This window comes from Rhizobium sp. HT1-10, from assembly GCF_049472505.1.
In the GTDB taxonomy this organism is placed as follows: domain Bacteria; phylum Pseudomonadota; class Alphaproteobacteria; order Rhizobiales; family Rhizobiaceae; genus Rhizobium.
On the sequence record NZ_JBCEBQ010000001.1, the window covers coordinates 454,641 to 472,633 of the forward strand.

Annotated in this window: 19 protein-coding genes; 14 read left to right on the forward strand and 5 right to left on the reverse strand. The window is 62.7% G+C overall.

The features are described from left to right. Positions 1 to 38: 38 nt before the first annotated feature. From VH564_RS02220 to VH564_RS02245, 6 genes are all read left to right on the forward strand, one after another. Complete coding sequence (locus VH564_RS02220) at positions 39 to 587, forward strand: HdeD family acid-resistance protein (protein WP_423338191.1); 549 nt, start codon at positions 39 to 41, stop codon at positions 585 to 587. A 183-nt stretch (positions 588 to 770) separates the two neighbouring features. Next, positions 771 to 1,025 (forward strand): ribbon-helix-helix domain-containing protein, encoded by a 255-nt coding sequence (locus VH564_RS02225; protein ID WP_423338192.1) that lies wholly within the window; start codon positions 771 to 773, stop codon positions 1,023 to 1,025. Between the two features lie 192 nt (positions 1,026 to 1,217). Further along, entirely contained in the window at positions 1,218 to 2,990 is a 1,773-nt protein-coding gene (locus VH564_RS02230) for an EAL domain-containing protein (RefSeq protein WP_423338715.1), read from the forward strand. 76 nt (positions 2,991 to 3,066) lie between these two features. After that, entirely contained in the window at positions 3,067 to 4,065 is a 999-nt protein-coding gene (locus VH564_RS02235; RefSeq protein WP_423338193.1) for an NAD(P)H-quinone oxidoreductase, read from the forward strand. Positions 4,066 to 4,178: 113 nt separating this feature from the next. Continuing rightward, positions 4,179 to 5,177 (forward strand): asparaginase, encoded by a 999-nt coding sequence (locus VH564_RS02240; protein WP_423338194.1) that lies wholly within the window; start codon positions 4,179 to 4,181, stop codon positions 5,175 to 5,177. A 164-nt stretch (positions 5,178 to 5,341) separates the two neighbouring features. Beyond that, on the forward strand, positions 5,342 to 5,548 hold the full coding sequence (locus tag VH564_RS02245) for a hypothetical protein (protein ID WP_423338195.1): 207 nt from the start codon (positions 5,342 to 5,344) through the stop codon (positions 5,546 to 5,548). Positions 5,549 to 5,745: 197 nt separating this feature from the next. Here the strand turns inward: VH564_RS02245 and VH564_RS02250 are convergent, their stop codons facing one another. After that, the gene (locus tag VH564_RS02250) at positions 5,746 to 6,501 is read right to left on the reverse strand and encodes a DeoR/GlpR family DNA-binding transcription regulator (protein ID WP_423338196.1); all 756 of its coding nucleotides are present in this window, start codon (positions 6,499 to 6,501) and stop codon (positions 5,746 to 5,748) included. Between the two features lie 117 nt (positions 6,502 to 6,618). Here VH564_RS02250 and VH564_RS02255 point away from each other — a divergent pair, with 117 nt between their 5' ends. Both VH564_RS02255 and VH564_RS02260 read left to right on the forward strand, forming a co-directional pair. Beyond that, the gene (locus tag VH564_RS02255) at positions 6,619 to 6,975 is read left to right on the forward strand and encodes a DUF4406 domain-containing protein (protein WP_423338197.1); all 357 of its coding nucleotides are present in this window, start codon (positions 6,619 to 6,621) and stop codon (positions 6,973 to 6,975) included. 107 nt (positions 6,976 to 7,082) lie between these two features. Continuing rightward, positions 7,083 to 7,703, forward strand: a complete 621-nt coding sequence (locus VH564_RS02260) for a glutathione S-transferase family protein (protein ID WP_423338198.1) — start codon at positions 7,083 to 7,085, stop codon at positions 7,701 to 7,703. A 3-nt stretch (positions 7,704 to 7,706) separates the two neighbouring features. Here the strand turns inward: VH564_RS02260 and VH564_RS02265 are convergent, their stop codons facing one another. The 3 genes from VH564_RS02265 to VH564_RS02275 all read right to left on the reverse strand — a co-directional run bounded on the left by VH564_RS02265 (position 7,707) and on the right by VH564_RS02275 (position 10,708). Beyond that, positions 7,707 to 8,366, reverse strand: a complete 660-nt coding sequence (locus VH564_RS02265; RefSeq protein WP_423338199.1) for a glutathione S-transferase family protein — start codon at positions 8,364 to 8,366, stop codon at positions 7,707 to 7,709. A gap of 104 nt (positions 8,367 to 8,470) precedes the next feature. Then, on the reverse strand, positions 8,471 to 9,838 hold the full coding sequence (locus VH564_RS02270) for a TIGR03808 family TAT-translocated repetitive protein (protein WP_423338200.1): 1,368 nt from the start codon (positions 9,836 to 9,838) through the stop codon (positions 8,471 to 8,473). A gap of 81 nt (positions 9,839 to 9,919) precedes the next feature. Further along, on the reverse strand, positions 9,920 to 10,708 hold the full coding sequence (locus VH564_RS02275; protein WP_423338201.1) for a carbon-nitrogen hydrolase family protein: 789 nt from the start codon (positions 10,706 to 10,708) through the stop codon (positions 9,920 to 9,922). A gap of 395 nt (positions 10,709 to 11,103) precedes the next feature. Between VH564_RS02275 and VH564_RS02280 the strand changes: the two genes are divergently transcribed. The 5 genes from VH564_RS02280 (at position 11,104) to VH564_RS02300 (ending at position 16,933) form a co-directional block, all read left to right on the forward strand. After that, positions 11,104 to 12,117 (forward strand): ligase-associated DNA damage response exonuclease, encoded by a 1,014-nt coding sequence (locus VH564_RS02280; RefSeq protein ID WP_423338716.1) that lies wholly within the window; start codon positions 11,104 to 11,106, stop codon positions 12,115 to 12,117. A 232-nt stretch (positions 12,118 to 12,349) separates the two neighbouring features. Next, entirely contained in the window at positions 12,350 to 13,987 is a 1,638-nt protein-coding gene (locus tag VH564_RS02285; RefSeq protein ID WP_423338202.1) for a cisplatin damage response ATP-dependent DNA ligase, read from the forward strand. A 161-nt stretch (positions 13,988 to 14,148) separates the two neighbouring features. After that, complete coding sequence (locus VH564_RS02290; RefSeq protein ID WP_423338717.1) at positions 14,149 to 15,087, forward strand: alpha/beta hydrolase family protein; 939 nt, start codon at positions 14,149 to 14,151, stop codon at positions 15,085 to 15,087. Positions 15,088 to 15,228: 141 nt separating this feature from the next. After that, complete coding sequence (locus tag VH564_RS02295) at positions 15,229 to 16,035, forward strand: L,D-transpeptidase (protein ID WP_423338203.1); 807 nt, start codon at positions 15,229 to 15,231, stop codon at positions 16,033 to 16,035. A 166-nt stretch (positions 16,036 to 16,201) separates the two neighbouring features. Further along, on the forward strand, positions 16,202 to 16,933 hold the full coding sequence (locus tag VH564_RS02300; protein WP_423338204.1) for a L,D-transpeptidase: 732 nt from the start codon (positions 16,202 to 16,204) through the stop codon (positions 16,931 to 16,933). 19 nt (positions 16,934 to 16,952) lie between these two features. Here the strand turns inward: VH564_RS02300 and VH564_RS02305 are convergent, their stop codons facing one another. Continuing rightward, complete coding sequence (locus VH564_RS02305; RefSeq protein ID WP_423338205.1) at positions 16,953 to 17,417, reverse strand: MarR family winged helix-turn-helix transcriptional regulator; 465 nt, start codon at positions 17,415 to 17,417, stop codon at positions 16,953 to 16,955. Between the two features lie 129 nt (positions 17,418 to 17,546). On the opposite strand from VH564_RS02305, the gene VH564_RS02310 reads away from it, so the two are divergent. Next, positions 17,547 to 17,969 carry an organic hydroperoxide resistance protein gene (locus tag VH564_RS02310; RefSeq protein WP_423338206.1) on the forward strand — a complete coding sequence of 141 codons (423 nt, stop codon included), beginning with the start codon at positions 17,547 to 17,549 and terminating at the stop codon, positions 17,967 to 17,969. Positions 17,970 to 17,993 lie beyond the last annotated feature (24 nt).

A 17,993-nucleotide genomic window follows, 5' to 3' on the forward strand; every position in this document is an offset into this window, starting at 1 on the left:
CTGTGCGCTATGTCGCTATCAACAGGAGGGGTGTCGTCATGGTCTTCGGTATCAATGAACTTCCGCACTCAACCGCCCGCGCTAAGTGGGGGTGGTTCGTCGGTCTCGGCGTCCTCCTGCTGCTGTTGAGCGGTATCGCCTTCGGCAACCTGTTCGTCGCCACCGTCGTTTCCGTCTACTATATCGGCATGCTGATGCTGTTCGGCGGCGCCATCTATCTCGTCCATGCGTTTCAGTTGCGCGGCTGGGATCACGTGTTTCCCTGGGTCGTCAGCGGCATCCTCTATACGCTGGCCGGCATTTTTGCCTTCATGAACCCTGTCCTGGCATCGGCCGCCTTCACGCTGATGCTCTCCATCGCCTTGGTGATTGCCGGCGTGTTGCGCATCTGGATCGGGCGGAGGATGAAGCCTGCCAAGGGTTGGGCCTTCATCCTCTTGAGCGGCATCGTCACCATGCTCGCCGGCTTCATCATTGCGCTCGGTTGGCCGATCAACAGCCTGTGGATCCTGGGCTTGTTTCTTGCCATCGATCTCCTGTTTCAGGGCTGGACGCTGATCGCCTTCGGTCTCGCCCTTCGCCGCTGAACTAGAAGAAATCGCCCATTCGTTCCCCGTTTTGACAAGGTCCTGGCGCAGGTCTACCAATGAGCAACGGTCGGCGTAAACCCGGCCTCTTCGACGAACCGCCATGACGGCGGCCGGTCGCATGCGTGATGCGTATGAACTCTCTGGTGCGTTCCGACCAGCCACGAACGGAAAGGCAATGTCATGCCCATGGTCACGGTTTCCATCTCTCCCATGCAGGTCGCCAGCATCCGCGCTGCCATCGACAGCGGCAAATATGCATCGAGCAGCGAGGTCGTGCGCGACGCTCTGCGCATGTGGGATGCCGCTCGCAAGGGATCGCACGGCTACCAGGCGAGGCCACTGACGTCACGGCTGGCCCCTGGCGAAAACCGGGAAGGCCCTCCGGTCGCAGACATGCTCGCGGAACACGAAGCGGAGAAGCGTACACGCAATTGAAGCCTCCGCGTTAACGCCAAAAAGCTAATCTATCCCGCAGGTTGGTAGCGATCCGGCAATCCGCTGCAAGGTCAGTTATTGTCATCAAAACTTCACAACCCGGAAAGCTTTTGTTGAGAGTTGGCGACCATCTTCACGCCAGCGAATGGGGCCACAGTGGAGACGAGCATGTCGGGTAGTCCGATAAAGAAGATGGCGGTAGGACGCCATGCCTTCGATGCTTCTCGCTGGACGCTGATCGAGACCGCCTTCCAGCCTATCATCGATATCAACACCGGAAACGTCTTCGGCTACGAAGCGCTGATGCGGGGCCACGACAAGGTGGGCTTCTCCGATCCGCTGGCAGCCCTCGATGAAGCCGAGAGCACGGGGCAGTTGTTCGGGCTCGAGCAGATGATGGAGCGCCTGGCGCTCGGCGCCTTCGCTGCCCTGCCAAACCGCGCCCAGGCGACTTTGTTCCTCAATCTCGACGCGCGCCTCATTCCGGATGGGCTGTTGCTGGTCGAAGGTCTGCTGGAGTTGCTGAAAGCGCGCGGTGTCCTGCCGTCTTCGGTCTGCTTCGAATTCTCCGAGCGCTTCGACAACAGCGCCTATCCGCAACTTGCGGCGCTGATCTCGTACATGCGCAAATGCGGTTTTAAACTGGCGATCGACGATTTTGGCGTCGGCCACTCCGAGATGCGGCTGCTTTGCGATCACGTCGTCGATTACGTCAAGATCGACCGGCATTTCATCAGCGACGCCGACAGGACGCTCCGCAAGCGGCACTTCGTAAAGAGCGTCGTCACCATGGCACACATGCTTGGTGCCCGTGTGATTGCCGAAGGCATCGAGACTGAGGAGGAGCTTGCGGCCTGCCGCGATCTCGGCGTCGACATGGCGCAGGGTTGGCTGATTGCCCGGCCGATGGCCGATGTCAGCCGCTGGCAGCCACGCCTCGAAAACTTTCCCGACAGTCGCCTGTCGCCCGCCGCGCCGCAATCGCTGGACGACATCCTTATCCGCAAGCAGATCGAAGTCCTGCCGACGGTTTACGAAAACGATCCGATCGACACCGTATTCGAACTCTTCCGGCGCAACCCCCGCCAGGCCTACTTCCCGGTGTTGAACGCCAACAACGAACCGCGCGGCGTCATTCACGAATACAGCCTGAAGTCCTATATCTACCAGCCTTTCGGCCGCGATCTCCTGAAGAACAAGGCCTATGAGCGGACCATTTCCCATTTCATGGAACCGACGCCCGTTGTCAGCATCACCTCGACGGTGGATGACCTCATGGGGATCTTTGCCGATGTCGCCGACGCCAGCTGCCTCGTCGTCGTCGAGGACATGCGCTATGCCGGCGTCGTCTCGGCTGCCTCGCTCGTCAAGGCGATGACCGAAAAGCAGTTGAAGACCGCGCAGGACCAGAACCCGCTGACCGGCCTGCCGGGCAACCATGCGATCCGCGCTTTCATGAACACGGCAGCCGCCAGCAAGGGCGATGACGTCCGCTATTTCTGCTATTGCGATTTCGACGCCTTCAAACCCTTCAACGATGCCTATGGCTTCCACATCGGCGACCACGCCATCTCGCTCTTCGCGGCGCTGATGCGCCGGCATTTCCTACTCGGCAATCACTTCCTCGGCCATGTCGGCGGCGACGACTTCTTCGTCGGCGTCATCGGCGGGACGCGGGACGAGCTGACCGAGACGCTCGATCGCCTGCGTGCCGATTTCAGCGATGATGTCGCCGCCCTCTATCCCTCCGACGACCGCGCGCGCGGCTATATCACCGGCCACGACCGCAGCGGCGTCAAAACCATCTTCCCGCTGATGCGCTGCTCGATCGGTGTGGTCGAGCTGCCCGCCGGCACCGTCGTCGACGAGATGGGCAGCGTCAGCACGCGGATCGCCGGGCTGAAGACGAAGGCCAAGGAAAGTCGCGTCGGACTGGTTTTCGAACAACTTTCCGAGACCATTTGACGCCCCCAGCCGTCATGCCTTTTCTTTGCCGCGTCGCTGACCTATGTGGGTCTCTCCTGATCTGGTGGAGAGCGAAATGACCTTGCCAACCGATATGCGCTGCGTGGATCTGCCCTCCTTCGGCGGCCCCGAAGTGATGACCATCGCCCGCAAGCCGCTCCCGGTCCTCAAGCCCGGCGAAGTTCTGGTGCGGGTCGAGGCCGTGGGCGTCAATCGCCCCGATGTCGCCCAGCGCCAGGGCAATTACCCGGCACCCAAGGACGCGAGCCCGATCCTGGGACTGGAAGTGGCGGGCGAGGTTGTCGACGTCGCTCCTGGCGTCACCGACTTTGCGATCGGCAACAAGATCTGCGGTCTGGCGAATGGCGGTGCCTATGCCGAATACTGCGCCATTCCCGCGTCCCAGGCGCTGCGCTTCCCGAACGGCTATGATGCCGTGCGCGCCGCAGCCCTGCCGGAAAACTATTTCACCGTCTGGGCCAACCTGTTCCAGATGGCCGGCCTGACGGAAGGCGAGAGCGTCCTCATCCACGGCGGCTCGAGCGGCATCGGCACCACGGCGATCCAGCTGGCGCGCGCCTTCGGCGCCGAGGTCTTCACCACGGCCGGCTCGAAGGACAAATGCGACGCTTGCGTCAAGCTCGGGGCCAAGCGGGCGATCAATTATCGCGACGAGGATTTCGTCGAGGTCATCAAGGCGGAGACCGAGGCCGGTGTCGACATCATCCTAGACATGGTCGGTGCGGCCTATTTTGAGAAAAATCTTTCGGCTCTCGCCAAGGATGGCTGCCTGTCGATCATCGCCTTCCTCAGCGGTTCGGTCGCCGAAAAGGTCAATCTGGCGCCGATCATGGTCAAGCGACTGACGGTGACCGGCTCGACGATGCGGCCGCGCACGGCGGAAGAAAAGCGCGCCATCCGCGACGATCTGCTGTCGCAGGTCTGGCCGCTGCTGGACAAGGGCACCATCGCCCCGCTGATCCATCACACCTTCGCCTTCGAGGACGTGGTCGAGGCGCACAGGATGATGGAAAGCAGCAGCCATATCGGCAAGATCATGCTGCGCATGGCCTGAGTTCAGCCGCTGCCTCCCTTAAGACGGGCAGCCGGACCAGCGCGCAATGGCTGTTGGCAAGGGTGATCTGACGCGCTATCACCGCGTCACACCTTCTGAAACTGGATCCCATCATGACCAATCCCGTCACCGTCGAAGTCACCCGTGGTTTGCTCGTCGAGAGCCGGCATCGCGGTTCCATCGTTGTCGTCGATGGCGATGGCGGCCTGGTCTATTCCATGGGCGATATCGACGCCGGCGTGTTTCCGCGCTCGGCCTGCAAGGCGATGCAGGCGCTGCCGCTGGTCGAAAGCGGCGCCGCGGATGCCTATGGTTTTGGCGATAAGGAACTGGCGCTGGCCTGCTCGTCGCACAATGGCGAGGACGAGCACGCGGCCCTGGCTGCCTCCATGCTTGAGCGCGCCGGGCGTAGCGTCGAGACGCTGGAATGCGGCGCCCATTGGTCGTCGCACCAGAAGACGCTGATCCATCAGGCGCGCACGATGGAGAACCCGACGGCGCTGCACAACAATTGCTCCGGCAAGCATGCCGGCTTCGTCTGTGCCTGCTGCCACCAGGATGTCGATCCCAAGGGCTATGTCGGCTACGATCATCCCCTGCAGCAGCAGATCCGCGAGACCATGCAGGATCTCACCGGCGCGCCGCTCGGCCACGATAATTGCGGCACCGATGGCTGCTCGATTCCGACCTATGCCGTGCCGTTGCGCGGCCTTGCCCACGGCTTTGCCAAGATGGCGACCGGCCAGGGGCTTGGTCCCCTGCGTGCCAAGGCGTCGCGCCGGCTGTTCGATGCCTGCATGGCCGAACCCTTCTATGTCGCCGGCACCGGCCGTGCCTGCACCGAACTGATGCGCATCGCGCCAGGCCGGATCTTCTGCAAGACCGGCGCCGAAGGCGTCTTCTGCGCCGCGATCCCCGAGCAGGGCATCGCCATGGCGGTCAAATGCGATGACGGCACCGGCCGCGCTGCCGAAGCGATGATCGCCGCTGTTCTCGCCCGCTTCTTCGAGAAGGACAGCGAGATCCATGCCGCACTCGGCGCCATGGCCGTCAAGTCAATGCACAACTGGAACGGCATCCACGTCGGCGACATCAGGGCCACCTTGGCCTGAGAACCGGATATGTGCCGGAATATGCAAAGAAATATCTAAAGTAACAAATTTATGAACGCGACCCGGACCACGCTCCCTTCAACGTGATTACCGCCAGATTGACTGTGACAATTGTTCGTAAGCTAATTGTCACGGGGGTGTCGCAAACGGAAATGGAGCACTCAATGTACAAGATAGCGGCTATAGTAGCATTCTCCACCTGCCTCGCAACGTCGGCTTTTGCGGCCGGCGGTATCAACGAGCCGATCGGTGGTCAGAGCGAAAACCCGGAAACCCAGCATAATGACGTAACCGCAGTGCCCCGGCATGCAGATGCGCCGACTTATGCCAGGCTACACCATCGTCACAGCCAGACTGTCGACAAGCAGTAAGTCTGCCTATTGATCGTAACACTGCAAGCCAATCACCGGATTGGCTTGCAAATCTTTGAGCGCTTCGCCGTCTCGCTCAGGCCCGGGCGGGATTTGACCGCTACGGCTTCCCACCATCTCCACAACGGCTTCTGTCAGCACGCTAAAGCTGGACGCGTGGTTACGTCGTGCTTGCCCCATTCGAAGCTATGAGCGCATCAAGCTGCATGGATGGCGAGGCCAGCGTCGCGATAGGGCAGAAGGCGCTCTTCGGCGACATCCCCCGGCACCACCATCCCCGAAATCGACGTTAGCGGCAGGATCTGGCAGGGCGACGCCGCATCCAGTTTTTCTGCCGTAGCCAGCACATAGGTTTCGGTCGAGCACTGGCTGATATGGCGCTTGATGGCCGCTTCCTCGAGATCGCCGGTCGAAAGCCCACGCGCCGGATGGACGGCGGTAACGCCTAGGAAGAAGATGTCCGGGCGGATCATCGAGATCGCCGCCATCGCCACGGCACCGGTCGCCACCATCGAATGCTTGTAGAGCCTGCCGCCGATCAGGATGATGTCGGCGGATGGATGGTGCTCGAGTTCGCCGGCGATCGTCGGGCTGTGGGTGACGACGGTAAAGGCGAAATCCCTCGGCAGATGCCGGGCAATCTCCGCATTCGTCGTGCCGCCATCGAGAAACACGGTCTGGCCGCTGCGCACCATACCGGCGGCGTAAGCGCCGAGCCGCCGCTTCACCTCTGAAGACAGGCTCCGGCGCGCCGAGAAATCCGGCAGCTCCGGCGACAGTGGCATCGCCCCGCCATGGACCCGCTTCAGCAGGCCCTCGGCCGCCATCTCCCGCAGGTCGCGCCTGACGGTGTCTTCCGAGACGGCCATCTGCTCGGCCATCCGCTTGGCAATCACCTGTCCCTCGCGGCGCAACACTTCCTGGATCGTCGCTTTGCGTTGGCTGGTCAGCATGATAGCTCCTGCATGAAAATACGTGATAATACGCAATATACGACAAATGACTCGACATGCCAGTCAAAATGAAGATATTCGTGCAAATTGTCGCATCAGGCGACAGGAGAAACACAGATGTTGATATTGATTGCCGGCCCCTATCGCTCGGGCACCAACGACGACCCGGTGAAGATGGCGGAAAACCTGAAGCGGCTGGAGGCGCCGTCCCATCGCCTGTTCGAAGCGGGACATGTCCCGATGATCGGCGAGTGGGTGGCGCTGCCGATCTGGCATGCAGCCGGCGGAAAGACTGTCGGCGACGATCTCTACGAGGCTATCTTCCACCCGGTGGCCGGCCGCCTGCTGCAGCTGTGCGAGGGCGTTCTCCGCCTGCCTGGCGCCTCGAAAGGAGCCGACAACGACGTCCGGATAGCCAGGGAGCGCGGCATACCCGTCTGGACCCAGCTGGAAGATGTCCCCGGTTGCAGCTGAGACGATAAGAGGGCACGACGCCCTCTTATTCCTGTCTTTTCTATCCGATGGGCTTTGTTGGGGTGGAAAACGCGTTTATTCTGACCTTCTAAGGGAGCAGAATCAGAATGACGACTTTCTATTACTCGCCGGGCTCCTGCTCGCTTGCCAGCTTGATCGCCTTGGAGGAGGCCGGCCTCGACTATAAGCCGCGCCGGGTCGATTTCTCCAGGGGCGAGCAGCGCTCGCCGGAATATCTGAAGATCAACCCCAAGGGGCGTGTGCCGGCTCTGGTCACTGAGCGTGGCACGATCACCGAGACGCCGGCGATCCTCGCCTACATCGCCCAGATCACCCGCCGCGTGCGGCTGGCGCCACTGGAGGACTCCTTTGCTTTCGCAGGCATGCAGGCCTTCAATGCCTATCTCGCTTCGACGGTGCACGTGAACCACGCCCATGGGCGCCGGGGCAGCCGCTGGACGGACGATGCTTCCGCCATAGAGGCGATGAAGGCCAAGGTGCCTCAGACCATGGCCGACAGCTTCGTGCTCATCGAGGATCAGCTACAGGTCGGCCCTTGGGTCATGGGCAGCGAATACTCCGTTGCCGATGGCTACCTGTTCACCCTTGCCGGCTGGCTGCCGGGCGACGGCGTCGAGATGGACCGCTTCCCGAAGGTGAAGGCGCATTTCGAGCGGATGCAGGCACGGGCGGCGGTGCAGAGGGCGCTCGCGGTCGAAAAGGCCTAAGGCTCAGCCCGGCTCGCCGCTCCGCGTCGCCATCATCGCAACATGGGCCGGGCGGGCCTGGCAGCGCTCTATCCAGGCTTTGAGCGCCGGCCGCCTGTCGAACAGCTCGGCCTCGCTCTGCGCATAGCGGAGCACCTCGGCGCTATTGAGGTCGGCGACCGTGAAGCGATCGCCGACAAGGTAGTCATGGCTGGCGAGATGCTTTTCCAGCACGTCCAGCGGACGCTTCAGCGAGCGGCAGGCAACAGTGATCGTTGCCTTGCCGCCTTCGCTGTTTTCTTCCCCGCGGTCATAGGTCTGTACCAGGCGGATCGAATGCGGCTCCAGTTCCGTGGCGGCGAAAATCGTCCACATCGACAGGAGGCCGTCCTCCTCGGCAGTCTGGGCGGCGAGCGGCCCGCCATGCTTGCGGGCGAGATAAAGGTTGATTGCGAGCGACTCGTGCATGACAAAGTCGCCGTCGGTGATGCTGGGGATCAGCCCCATCGGATTGATGGCGAGGAAGGCGGGCGACATCGTGTTGATCGGCGCATCGGGCGCCATCGGGTTGTCCAATTGACGGGCCTGGATGACCGGCACCGATCTGAACGGGATGCCCAACTCGTTTGCCATCCAGTAGGTGCGAGAGGCGCGCGAGCGATAGACGCCGTAGATCGTCAGCATGGCCATTTCCTGTTGCTTCCTGTCCCGACAAACTATCCGGCGCAATCCCGCGAGGGAAGCGTCACCTGCTGATATCAGCGATGAAAGCTTTTGATGGATCGGCGTCAGGAAAGCCGGTTGCGGTCGATCGTCAGATGGGGATAGGCGGTGCTGCCGCCGACCAAATCCCCCGAGGCTGCCTTGTCCCAGAGGAAGGCGACCACGGCGCCCTTGCTCGTCCCCTCGAACAGATTGTCCGAAATGACAGCAGAACCGGCGCCGTCGGCAACGGAGACGGCGCAGCCAACGGGTGCCTGGCGGACGATGTTGCCCGACGCGACGAGGTTGCGCATATAGGGGCCCCAGCCGAGCTTGATGCCCCAGAGCGGCGCATTCTCGATCACATTGCCTGATATCAGCGTATCGGCTTCGGCCGAGATGCCGATCCCGAAGCCGCCGTCCTGGGCATAGGGGGCGGTCAGCGACAGGTTGCGCACGACGTTGCCGGTGACGCTCGCCAACCGCCCGCCCTTGTCGAAATTGGCAATCGCGATGCCGTTCGATGCGCCATCGACAAGATTGCCGGACACAACAGCGCCCTCGAATTCGAATTCGCAAAAGATCGCCGTCTCGCCGGAGCGCAGGCACTGGTTGCCGCTGACCTGCACGTTGGAGGCGGAATTGGCGCGAACGGCTGTGAAGGCGCAATCGACGATGTGGTTATTGGTCACCATCACATTGCCGGCGCGAAAAACGTTGATGCCATTGCCGTTCTCGCCGGTGCCGCCGTTGCGTGCGGCGATCCGGGCGATACGGTTGCCTGATATCACGCTGCCGTCCTCGCCCTTCTGCCAGCGGTGGACGAGAACGCCGCCATTGCCGCAATCCTCGACGCGGTTGCCGGTCACCGTCAGCGCATTGGATTGGACGGCATAAAGCCCGGCATCGGCAGCACCGGAGATCCGGTTGCCGTCGATCCGGCCGCCACAGCGCTCCAGATGCAGCCCGTTCTTGGCACTGCCGGCAATCTCGCAATGGCTGAGCTCAACCTCCTCGACGCCGGTAAAATGCAGCAGGCCGCCGGCATCGTCGGCCAGCCAGCGATTGGCGCCGTCGATGACGATATCGGAGATTTCGATACGCTTGGCGTTCTCGGCCTTCATGAACGCGCCGTCGCCGCCATAGACAAGACGCGTAGCCCCGGCGACGCCCATCAGCCGGGTGTTGTCGGGTAGCGTCAGGTTGGAGACGGTATAGTTGCCCGCCGGCAGCATGAGCGGCGACCTGTTGCGCGCCGCCGCATCGATCATTGCCTGCAGCTTGCGGCTCGACCCGTCGGTGGCGGCAGGCGCCCGGTAAGCAACCGCATCGATGGCGCCGCGCATATCAGACGTTGCGATCCTCGCAAGCGGCGACGCCCAGCCGCGCGGCGCCACCACGACACTCGCGAAGCCCGTGCCGGCCCCGGCAATCAACTTACGGCGGGAGATCATGCTCTGCCACGTGGAGATAGGTAATTCAGGTTACGACCTCCCTCGACATGGCAAGCCTGCCCTACGGAATGCAGTCTCGGCCTATTGCTCACGACGGAACCACTCCTTCTCCTGTGTTGCCCGGATCATGTCCAGATCGAAGTCGGCGACAGCGATTTCGGGAAGCTCTCCCGCCATGGAAAGAACGCGCCCGAGCGGACTGACGGCAAACGACCGCCCGTCGTCCTTTGGCGCGGGATAGTTCGCCACGGCTATGCCGACCACCGCTTGGAACGCCATGGCTCGCACGCCAGCGACGCGCACGTCGCCGACCTCGGGATCATCCACCAGCGGGCTGCTGTTCGGGACCAGAATGATTTCGGCCCCCAGCCGGACAAGGTCCGATGCGACGTCGGGAAATTCGCGGTCCATGCAGATCATGATGCCGACGTTGACCGCTCCAGCAGCCGTCAGGAGTGACACGACCTCGGAATGATCGCCCGCAGCACAGACTTCCTCCGGAATGTCGAAATGGCAGATATGCCGCTTTCTCTGGCGAAGCACGATCTCGCCGCTCCGGTCTATCAGGACGGCAGAGTTGAAGGGCCGGGTTTCCCCGGTCTCGAGAAAGGTTGCCACCACCGCAATGCCTTCGCTGCGCGCCGCCTTTTGGAACCGCGTCAGGTATTCGCTGTCGAGAGCGATGGATGCATCGATCCAGGCGGTCCGGGACGCTTCGTCGGCGGGATCGAAACGACTGTAGCCATTGGAGAACATCTCGGGAAACACGATCAGATCGGCATCGCGCTTGGCCGCGGACGCGATGACCGCACCGACATCCGCATCCGGCATGACCTGTGCCATGGCGATCCGTACAGAGTTTTTTTCCAATACCCTCTCCGTCAAAAAGTGAGTTCGTCGATAGGTCTCGCTGGTTCACCACGAATGAACAAGCATGAACTATGCCACGTAACCTGTATCGTTTCGGGACATAGGCAGGCGTCGAACGAGAAAGGCGCCTCGCAGCCCGGTCAGGGGCGGAAACCGGACCTGCCAACAACTCCGTGCTCGGGCCTGTCCCGAGCATCCAACCCCGCCGATTGGATCGGCCCGGCAGATCCTCGGCACAAGGCCGAGGATCACGACCCGCACCCGCTTGCTGGGTGGAAGGAGAATGCCCGGCCCGGTGCCTCCGCCGTGACGATGGTCCCGTGGCCCACGGTAATTTCTCAACAAGACGCCTCCGCCCTCTGGCCGTCCGGCAAACGGTTGCTATCTTGTCGCCTATGAAGCCAGACGCGTTGCTCTACCCCGCCCCGGAAGGGCTTTTCTGCCCGATCGGCGGGTTCTATGTCGACCCGGTGCGTCCGGTCGACAGGGCGTTGATTACCCATGGCCATTCGGATCATGCGCGGCCTGGGCACGGCCATGTGCTCGCCACCCGCCAGACGCTGGACATCATGCGCATCCGCTATGGCGAAGCCTTTGCCGGCAGCGAACAGGCGGCGGAATTCGGCGAGGAGATCGTCGTCAACGGCATCACCGTCAGCTTCCATCCGGCCGGCCATGTGCTGGGGTCTGCCCAGATCGCCATCGAAAAGGACGGTCTCAGGATCGTCGTGTCGGGTGACTACAAGCGCCGTCCGGATCCGACTTGTGCCGCCTATGTCCCGGTGCCCTGCGATGTGTTCATCACCGAGGCGACCTTCGCGCTGCCGGTGTTCCACCATCCCGACCCGATGGCCGAGACGCGGCGCCTGCTCGCCTCGCTGAAACAGTTTCCCGATCGTACCCACATGGTCGGCGCCTATGCGCTGGGCAAGGCGCAGCGCGTCATCCGCCTGCTGCGCGATGCCGGCTATGACGCGCCGATCTACATCCACGGCGCCCTGACGCGGCTCTGCGACTATTACGAAAGCCAAGGGATCGCGCTCGGCGACCTCCGGCCGGCGACCATCGAGAGCCGGGCCGATCAGACCACCTTCCACGGCGCCGTCGTCGTCGGTCCGCCCTCGGCCTTCGCCGATCGCTGGGCGCGCCGCTTCCACGACCCGGTCTCCGCCTTCGCCTCCGGCTGGATGATGGTGCGCCAGCGCGCCAAGCAGCGCGGCGTCGAGCTGCCGCTGGTGATTTCGGACCATTGCGACTGGCCGGAGCTGCTGGAAACCATTTCCGAGCTGCAGCCAAGGGAAGTCTGGGTGACCCATGGCCGCGAGGAGGCGCTGGTGCGCTGGTGCGAGCTGCAGGGCATCAAGGCAAGGCCGCTGCATCTGGTCGGCTATGAGGACGAGGGGGATTGATGGTGGATCGCGATCACCCGTTGGGCACGGGAGGCTACAGCACGCGCCCGATCTCCCCCCTTGTGGGGGAGATGTCAGCGAAGCTGACAGAGGGGGGTAGCTCACCGCAAATCCTGAACCTGCCGCATACCCCCCTCTGCCCTGTCGGGCATCTCCCCCACAAGGGGGGAGATCGTTGGAGCGGCTCTTCCTGCCACACCGGCAATGTCTCGCCTACTTGCGGGAGCCACCCATGAAAGCCTTCGCCGATCTCCTCGACCGCCTGGTGCTGACCCCCAGCCGCAACGGCAAGCTGAAGCTGCTGACCGATTATTTCCGCGATACGCCGGATCCCGACCGCGGCTACGGCCTCGCGGCGATTGCCGGCACGCTGGAGGTGCGCAACGTCAAGCCGGCCATGCTGCGCGAGCTGGTGCTGGAGCGCATGGACGCCGTGCTGTTTCGCTATTCCTACGACTATGTCGGCGATCTCGCCGAAACCATCTCGCTGGTCTGGGACAACGACGCCGACATCGACCGCGCGCCGTCGGTGCAGCCCGGTCTGGGCGAGGTCATCGCCGACATGAATGCGCTCGGTCGCACCGAGGTGCGCGGCTTCGTGCGCGACATGCTCGATCGCCTCGACCCGTCAGGCCGCTTCGCCTTCCTGAAGCTTGCCACCGGCGCCATGCGCATCGGCGTTTCGGCCCGGCTGGCCAAGCAGGCGCTGGCGGAACTCTCTGGCAAGGACGTCACCGAAATCGAGACCCTGTGGCACGGGCTGGAGCCGCCCTACGTCACGCTGTTCCAGTGGCTCGAGGGCAGGGGCGAGCGGCCGCTGCTGGCAACGCCCGCCATCTTCCACTCCGTCATGCTGGCAAACCCGGTCGAACCCGGCAACCTCGACGGCCTCGACCCCCGGGATTTTGCTGCCGAATGGAAATGGGACGGCATCCGCGTACAGCTGTCGCGATCAGGCTCCACCTCGAAACTCTATTCCCGCTCCGGCGACGACATTTCAGGCGCTTTCCCCGATATCGTCGAGGCCATCTCCTTCGAGGGCGTGGTCGACGGCGAATTGCTGATCGGCGGCACCGCCCGCTCGAACAATCCGACGCGGACCTTTTCCGACCTGCAGCAGCGGCTGAACCGCAAGACGGTCAACGCCCAGATGCTGGCCGATTATCCGGCCTTCATCCGGACCTATGACCTCTTGTTCGACGGCGAGGAGGATGTCCGCGCCCGGGGCTTCATCGAGCGCCGCAATCGCCTCGCCGAGATCATCGACACCGCCCCGCACGACCGCTTCGACCTGTCGGCGCTGGTCGATTTCACCGATTGGGACGAACTCGACCGGCTACGCATCGAGCCGCCCGATCCGGTCATCGAGGGTGTGATGATCAAGCGCCGCGACAGCCCCTATACGGCCGGCCGCGCCAAGGGCCCCTGGTTCAAGTGGAAGCGCAATCCGTTCAATATCGATGCGGTGCTGATGTATGCCCAACGCGGCCATGGCAAGCGCTCCAGCTACTATTCCGATTTCACCTTCGGCGTCTGGTCGACGACTTCCGAGGGCGAGCAACTGGTGCCGGTCGGCAAGGCCTATTTCGGTTTCACCGATGCCGAGCTGGAGGTGCTCGACAAGTTCGTGCGCAACAACACGGTCGAGCGCTTCGGGCCTGTGCGCTCTGTACGGGCGGAGAGGGATTTCGGCTTTGTGGTCGAGGTTGCCTTCGAGGGCATCAACCGGTCCAGCCGCCACAAATCGGGCGTCGCCATGCGCTTTCCGCGGATCGCCCGCCTGCGCCAGGAAAAGCCGCCTTTCGAGGCCGATCGGTTGGAAACCCTGGTGGCGATGATTGACGCCAAAGCCCCACCGGCCGAGTATTAGCGTCAATGCCAATCCTCACCGCAACGTGAGTTGGCTGCGACTACCAACCTGTGCAGACTTAAGCTGGCGGGGGAACCAAGACGGAGCATGACGTGACTGACGTATCTGAGTTTTCCCCCGGTCGCCGCAGCATTTTGACCGGTTTTGCCGCCAGCCTGCTGATGCCGATGACCGCCCACGCCGCTTCGATAGCGTCCCGTGCCACGACGATGACGACGGCAGCGTCGGTGCCTGTGACGACGGAAGCCAGTGCTCCTGCACCTGCCACCTCCGACGTGCCAGCCAACGAGCCGCCGTTGCTCGCCGGTGACTACCAGCGCGAGCGCAAGAAGTTCCGTACCAAGCTGCTCAACAAGGGGCCGGCACCGGACAAATACGAGCCGCTGGTGGCGCCACCGACCGCCGACCAGATCTTCTATCGCAGCGGCTATGGCGGCGAACTCGAGCTGGTGGCCTGGGTGTCGCGTTACGAGCGCACGCGCAAGCCGCGTCCGGCCGTGCTGTTCCTGCATGGCGGCAACGCCATCGGCCAGGGCCACTGGCAGCTGATGCAGCCCTACATCGACGCGGGCTATGTGGTGATGATCCCGACGATGCGCGGCGAGAACGGCCAGAAGGGCAATTTCTCCGGCTTCTACGACGAGGTCGATGACGTGCTTGCCGCCTCCGACCGACTGCGCCACATGCCGGGCGTCGATCCGCACCGGATGTACCTCGCCGGCCACAGCATCGGTGGCACGCTGGCCATGCTGGCGGCGATGTCGACCCACCGGTTTCGCGCCGCAGCGCCGATCTCGGGCAACCCGGATTCCTTCGCCTTCTTCAACCGCTATCCGCAGGACATCCGCTTCGACGACAAGAACCCGCGCGAGTTCCAGATGCGCTCGCCGGTCTGCTATGCCCATAGCTTCAAGTGCCCGATGAAGCTCATGCACGGCTCGGAAGAGGTGCACTTCGTCACCCGCCTCGGATTGCTGGCCAAGCGGGCCCGCGCCGGCCATGTCAATATCGATGTCGACATGTTCCCCGGCGGCCATTTCTCCGCCCTGCCGGCCGAGATCGACCGCAGCATCCAGTTCTTCAAGGGCATCGCCGCCTAGGCGCGGCGCCTCGGCCAGCCGAGGTGCCTGTGCTGTCGTGACGGAGCGCCGTCGCGCCTTCATCGGAAATCCGGGACACCAGCTTCGCGCCAGCCGTGGCTGACAGGGTGCGGCCTAACTCTCCTTGCGCGGTACCCTGTCATGGCTGATCCCTTTTTTCTCTCCCGTCTGATGCTGGTTTCGACGGTGTCATGCCTCGCCCTGTCGAGCTGCAGCATCATTCCCGACACCGGCGCTACCGATCCGGATCGTTTCGCGCAGGAAACCGCGCCGGTTTTCTATCGACCCGAAGGCATCGATCCGGAAAAGGTCAAGCGACTGCCGGTGCAGCCGGTGCCGCAGGTCCGCGATCTCTACCAGACTCAGTTCCATCAGACCTATGGCCTGCCGGTCTCCAGCCCTGTGCACCAGGCCATGTACGCGCAGCAGCACGAGGACGACTTCACCCTGCCGGCGGTGCCCTATACGCGCATCGACCCGCGCTTCCTGCGTCAGGAGGTCAGCTATCAGTCTCCCGAGCGGCCGGGCACCATCGTCGTCGATACCAGGAACTACTTCCTCTATCTGATCGAGCCCAACGGCAAGGCGATGCGCTATGGCGTCGGCCTCGGCCGCGAAGGCTATGCCTGGTCCGGACGAGGTTCCGTTCAGTGGAAGCAGAAATGGCCGCGCTGGACGCCGCCGGCCGAGATGGTGGCGCGCGAGCCCGACATGCGGCCGATCTCGGCCGAGCGTGGCGGCATGAATCCGGGGCCGACCAACCCGCTGGGTGCACGGGCGCTCTACATCTACAACAACGGCAAGGATACGCTCTACCGCGTACACGGGACGCCGGACTGGCAGTCGATCGGCAAGGCTACGTCCTCCGGCTGCGTTCGCATGCTCAACCAGGATGTCATCGACCTCTACAACCGCGTCCCCGCTCACTCGCAAATTGTCGTGATGTAGTCGCCTCAGGGCGTAATTTTAGCCTCTGTTGCATAAGCGTTATAGCGGCGAGAAGAAGGCATGTTTAAGGACCTGTTAAGCCTGAATGGTCTTCAATCGGCGAACTGATTCGGCATCTTGTCGTTTTCGCCGCCCGACGCCCCGCACCATGGAATGACGCTTTCAAATGAACCTGCCTTCTTCCCTATCACGCCGCAAATTTTTGACCTTCGCGGGTATCGGCGCCGCATCCACACTGGCCGGCTGCGCCTCTTCGGCCGGTCCCGGTGGCCAGATGATCGAATACCGCAATCCGATGCCGATGATCAACGGCTGGCTCGGCGGTGGCGGCTATCGCGGCGAACAGCCCGATCCGGCGATCATCTATGCCGCCATGGAAGACAATGGCTATCTGCTGCCGGCCATTCCCTACCAGCAGATCGACTCCAAATTCTGGCGCCAGCGCGTCGTCAATGACACCGGCCAGCCGGCCGGCATGGTCGTCGTCGATACCCGCACGCGCTTCCTCTACATCACCGAAAATGGCGGCACCGCCATGCGCTACGGCATCGGCGTCGGCCGCGAGGGCTTTGCCTGGCAGGGCACCGGCGTCATCCAGTGGCGCCAGAAGTGGCCGCGTTGGAACCCACCGGACGAAATGGTTGCCCGTCAGCCGGAGCTGGTCAAGTATTCGATCAAGAACGGCGGCATGGGTCCGGGCCTGAAAAACCCGCTCGGCGCCCGCGCGCTCTACATCTTCCAGGGCAAGCAGGACACCTTCTACCGCCTGCACGGCAATCCGGACTGGCATTCGATCGGCAAGGCCGTGTCATCAGGCTGCATCCGCATGCTGAACCAGGACGTCATCGACGTCTACGACCGCGTGCCGGAAAAGGCACCGATCATGGTCATCCAGTAATAGGTTTTGACAAGGCGGGTCAGTCTGACTTGGTCAGATTGGCCCGCAATTTCTGCAGGCGGTCGCGCAGATCGCCCATTTCGTCGATGCCGCAGCCGAGCGCCTGACCGATGGCCTGCATGATGCCGTCGACCTCGCTTTTCATGGCCTCGCCCTTTTCGCTCAGCGACACGATCACCTGGCGTTCGTCCTTCGGATCGCGGGTCCGCACAATTAGCCCATTGTGCTCCAGCCGCTTCAATAGCGGCGACAACGTGCCGGAATCCAGATCCAGTTGCTCGCCGATGGTTTTCACCGGCAACCGGGTCTTTTCCCACAAAACCAGCATCACCAGATATTGCGGATAGGTCAGCCCGACGCGATCGAGAATGGGCTTGTAGGCCCGCGTGAAGGCATGGGCTGTCGCATAGACGGCAAAGCAGAGCTGTCGTTCCAGCCGCTTTTCCTCTTCCGGTATTGCCGCTTCCTTCGCCTGCTTCGTCATCGTGTCCTGCCGTTCCGTTCTCGCACAATCGCCGTAGCACATTCTTTTTCAAATTCGTCCGCAAATATATATTGCGCACAATTAGATTTTGCGATATCTAAAATCATCCAACCGAAAAGGAAACGCAAAATGCCTATTCTTTACACCACCAAAGCCTCTGCAACCGGCGGCCGCGCAGGCCATGCCGTCTCCGAAAACGGCGTTCTCGACGTCACGCTGACCGTTCCGAAGGAACTGGGCGGCGACGGCGCAACCGGCACCAATCCTGAGCAGCTGTTTGCAGCCGGTTATTCGGCCTGCTTCCTCGGCGCCCTGAAGTTTGTGGGCGGCCAGCACAAGGTCAAGATCCCGGAAGACACCAAGGTCACCGCGACTGTCGGCATCGGCCCGCGCGAAGACGGCGGCGGCTTCGGCATCGAGGTGTCGCTCTCGGTCAGCATTCCGGGCGTTGAAAAGGCCGAGGCTGAAAAGCTGGTGGCTGCCGCCCACATCGTCTGCCCCTACAGCCACGCCATGCGCACCACGACGGAAGTGCCTGTCACCGTCGCCTAAGGTCGGCATTCATTCCAGAAGAAG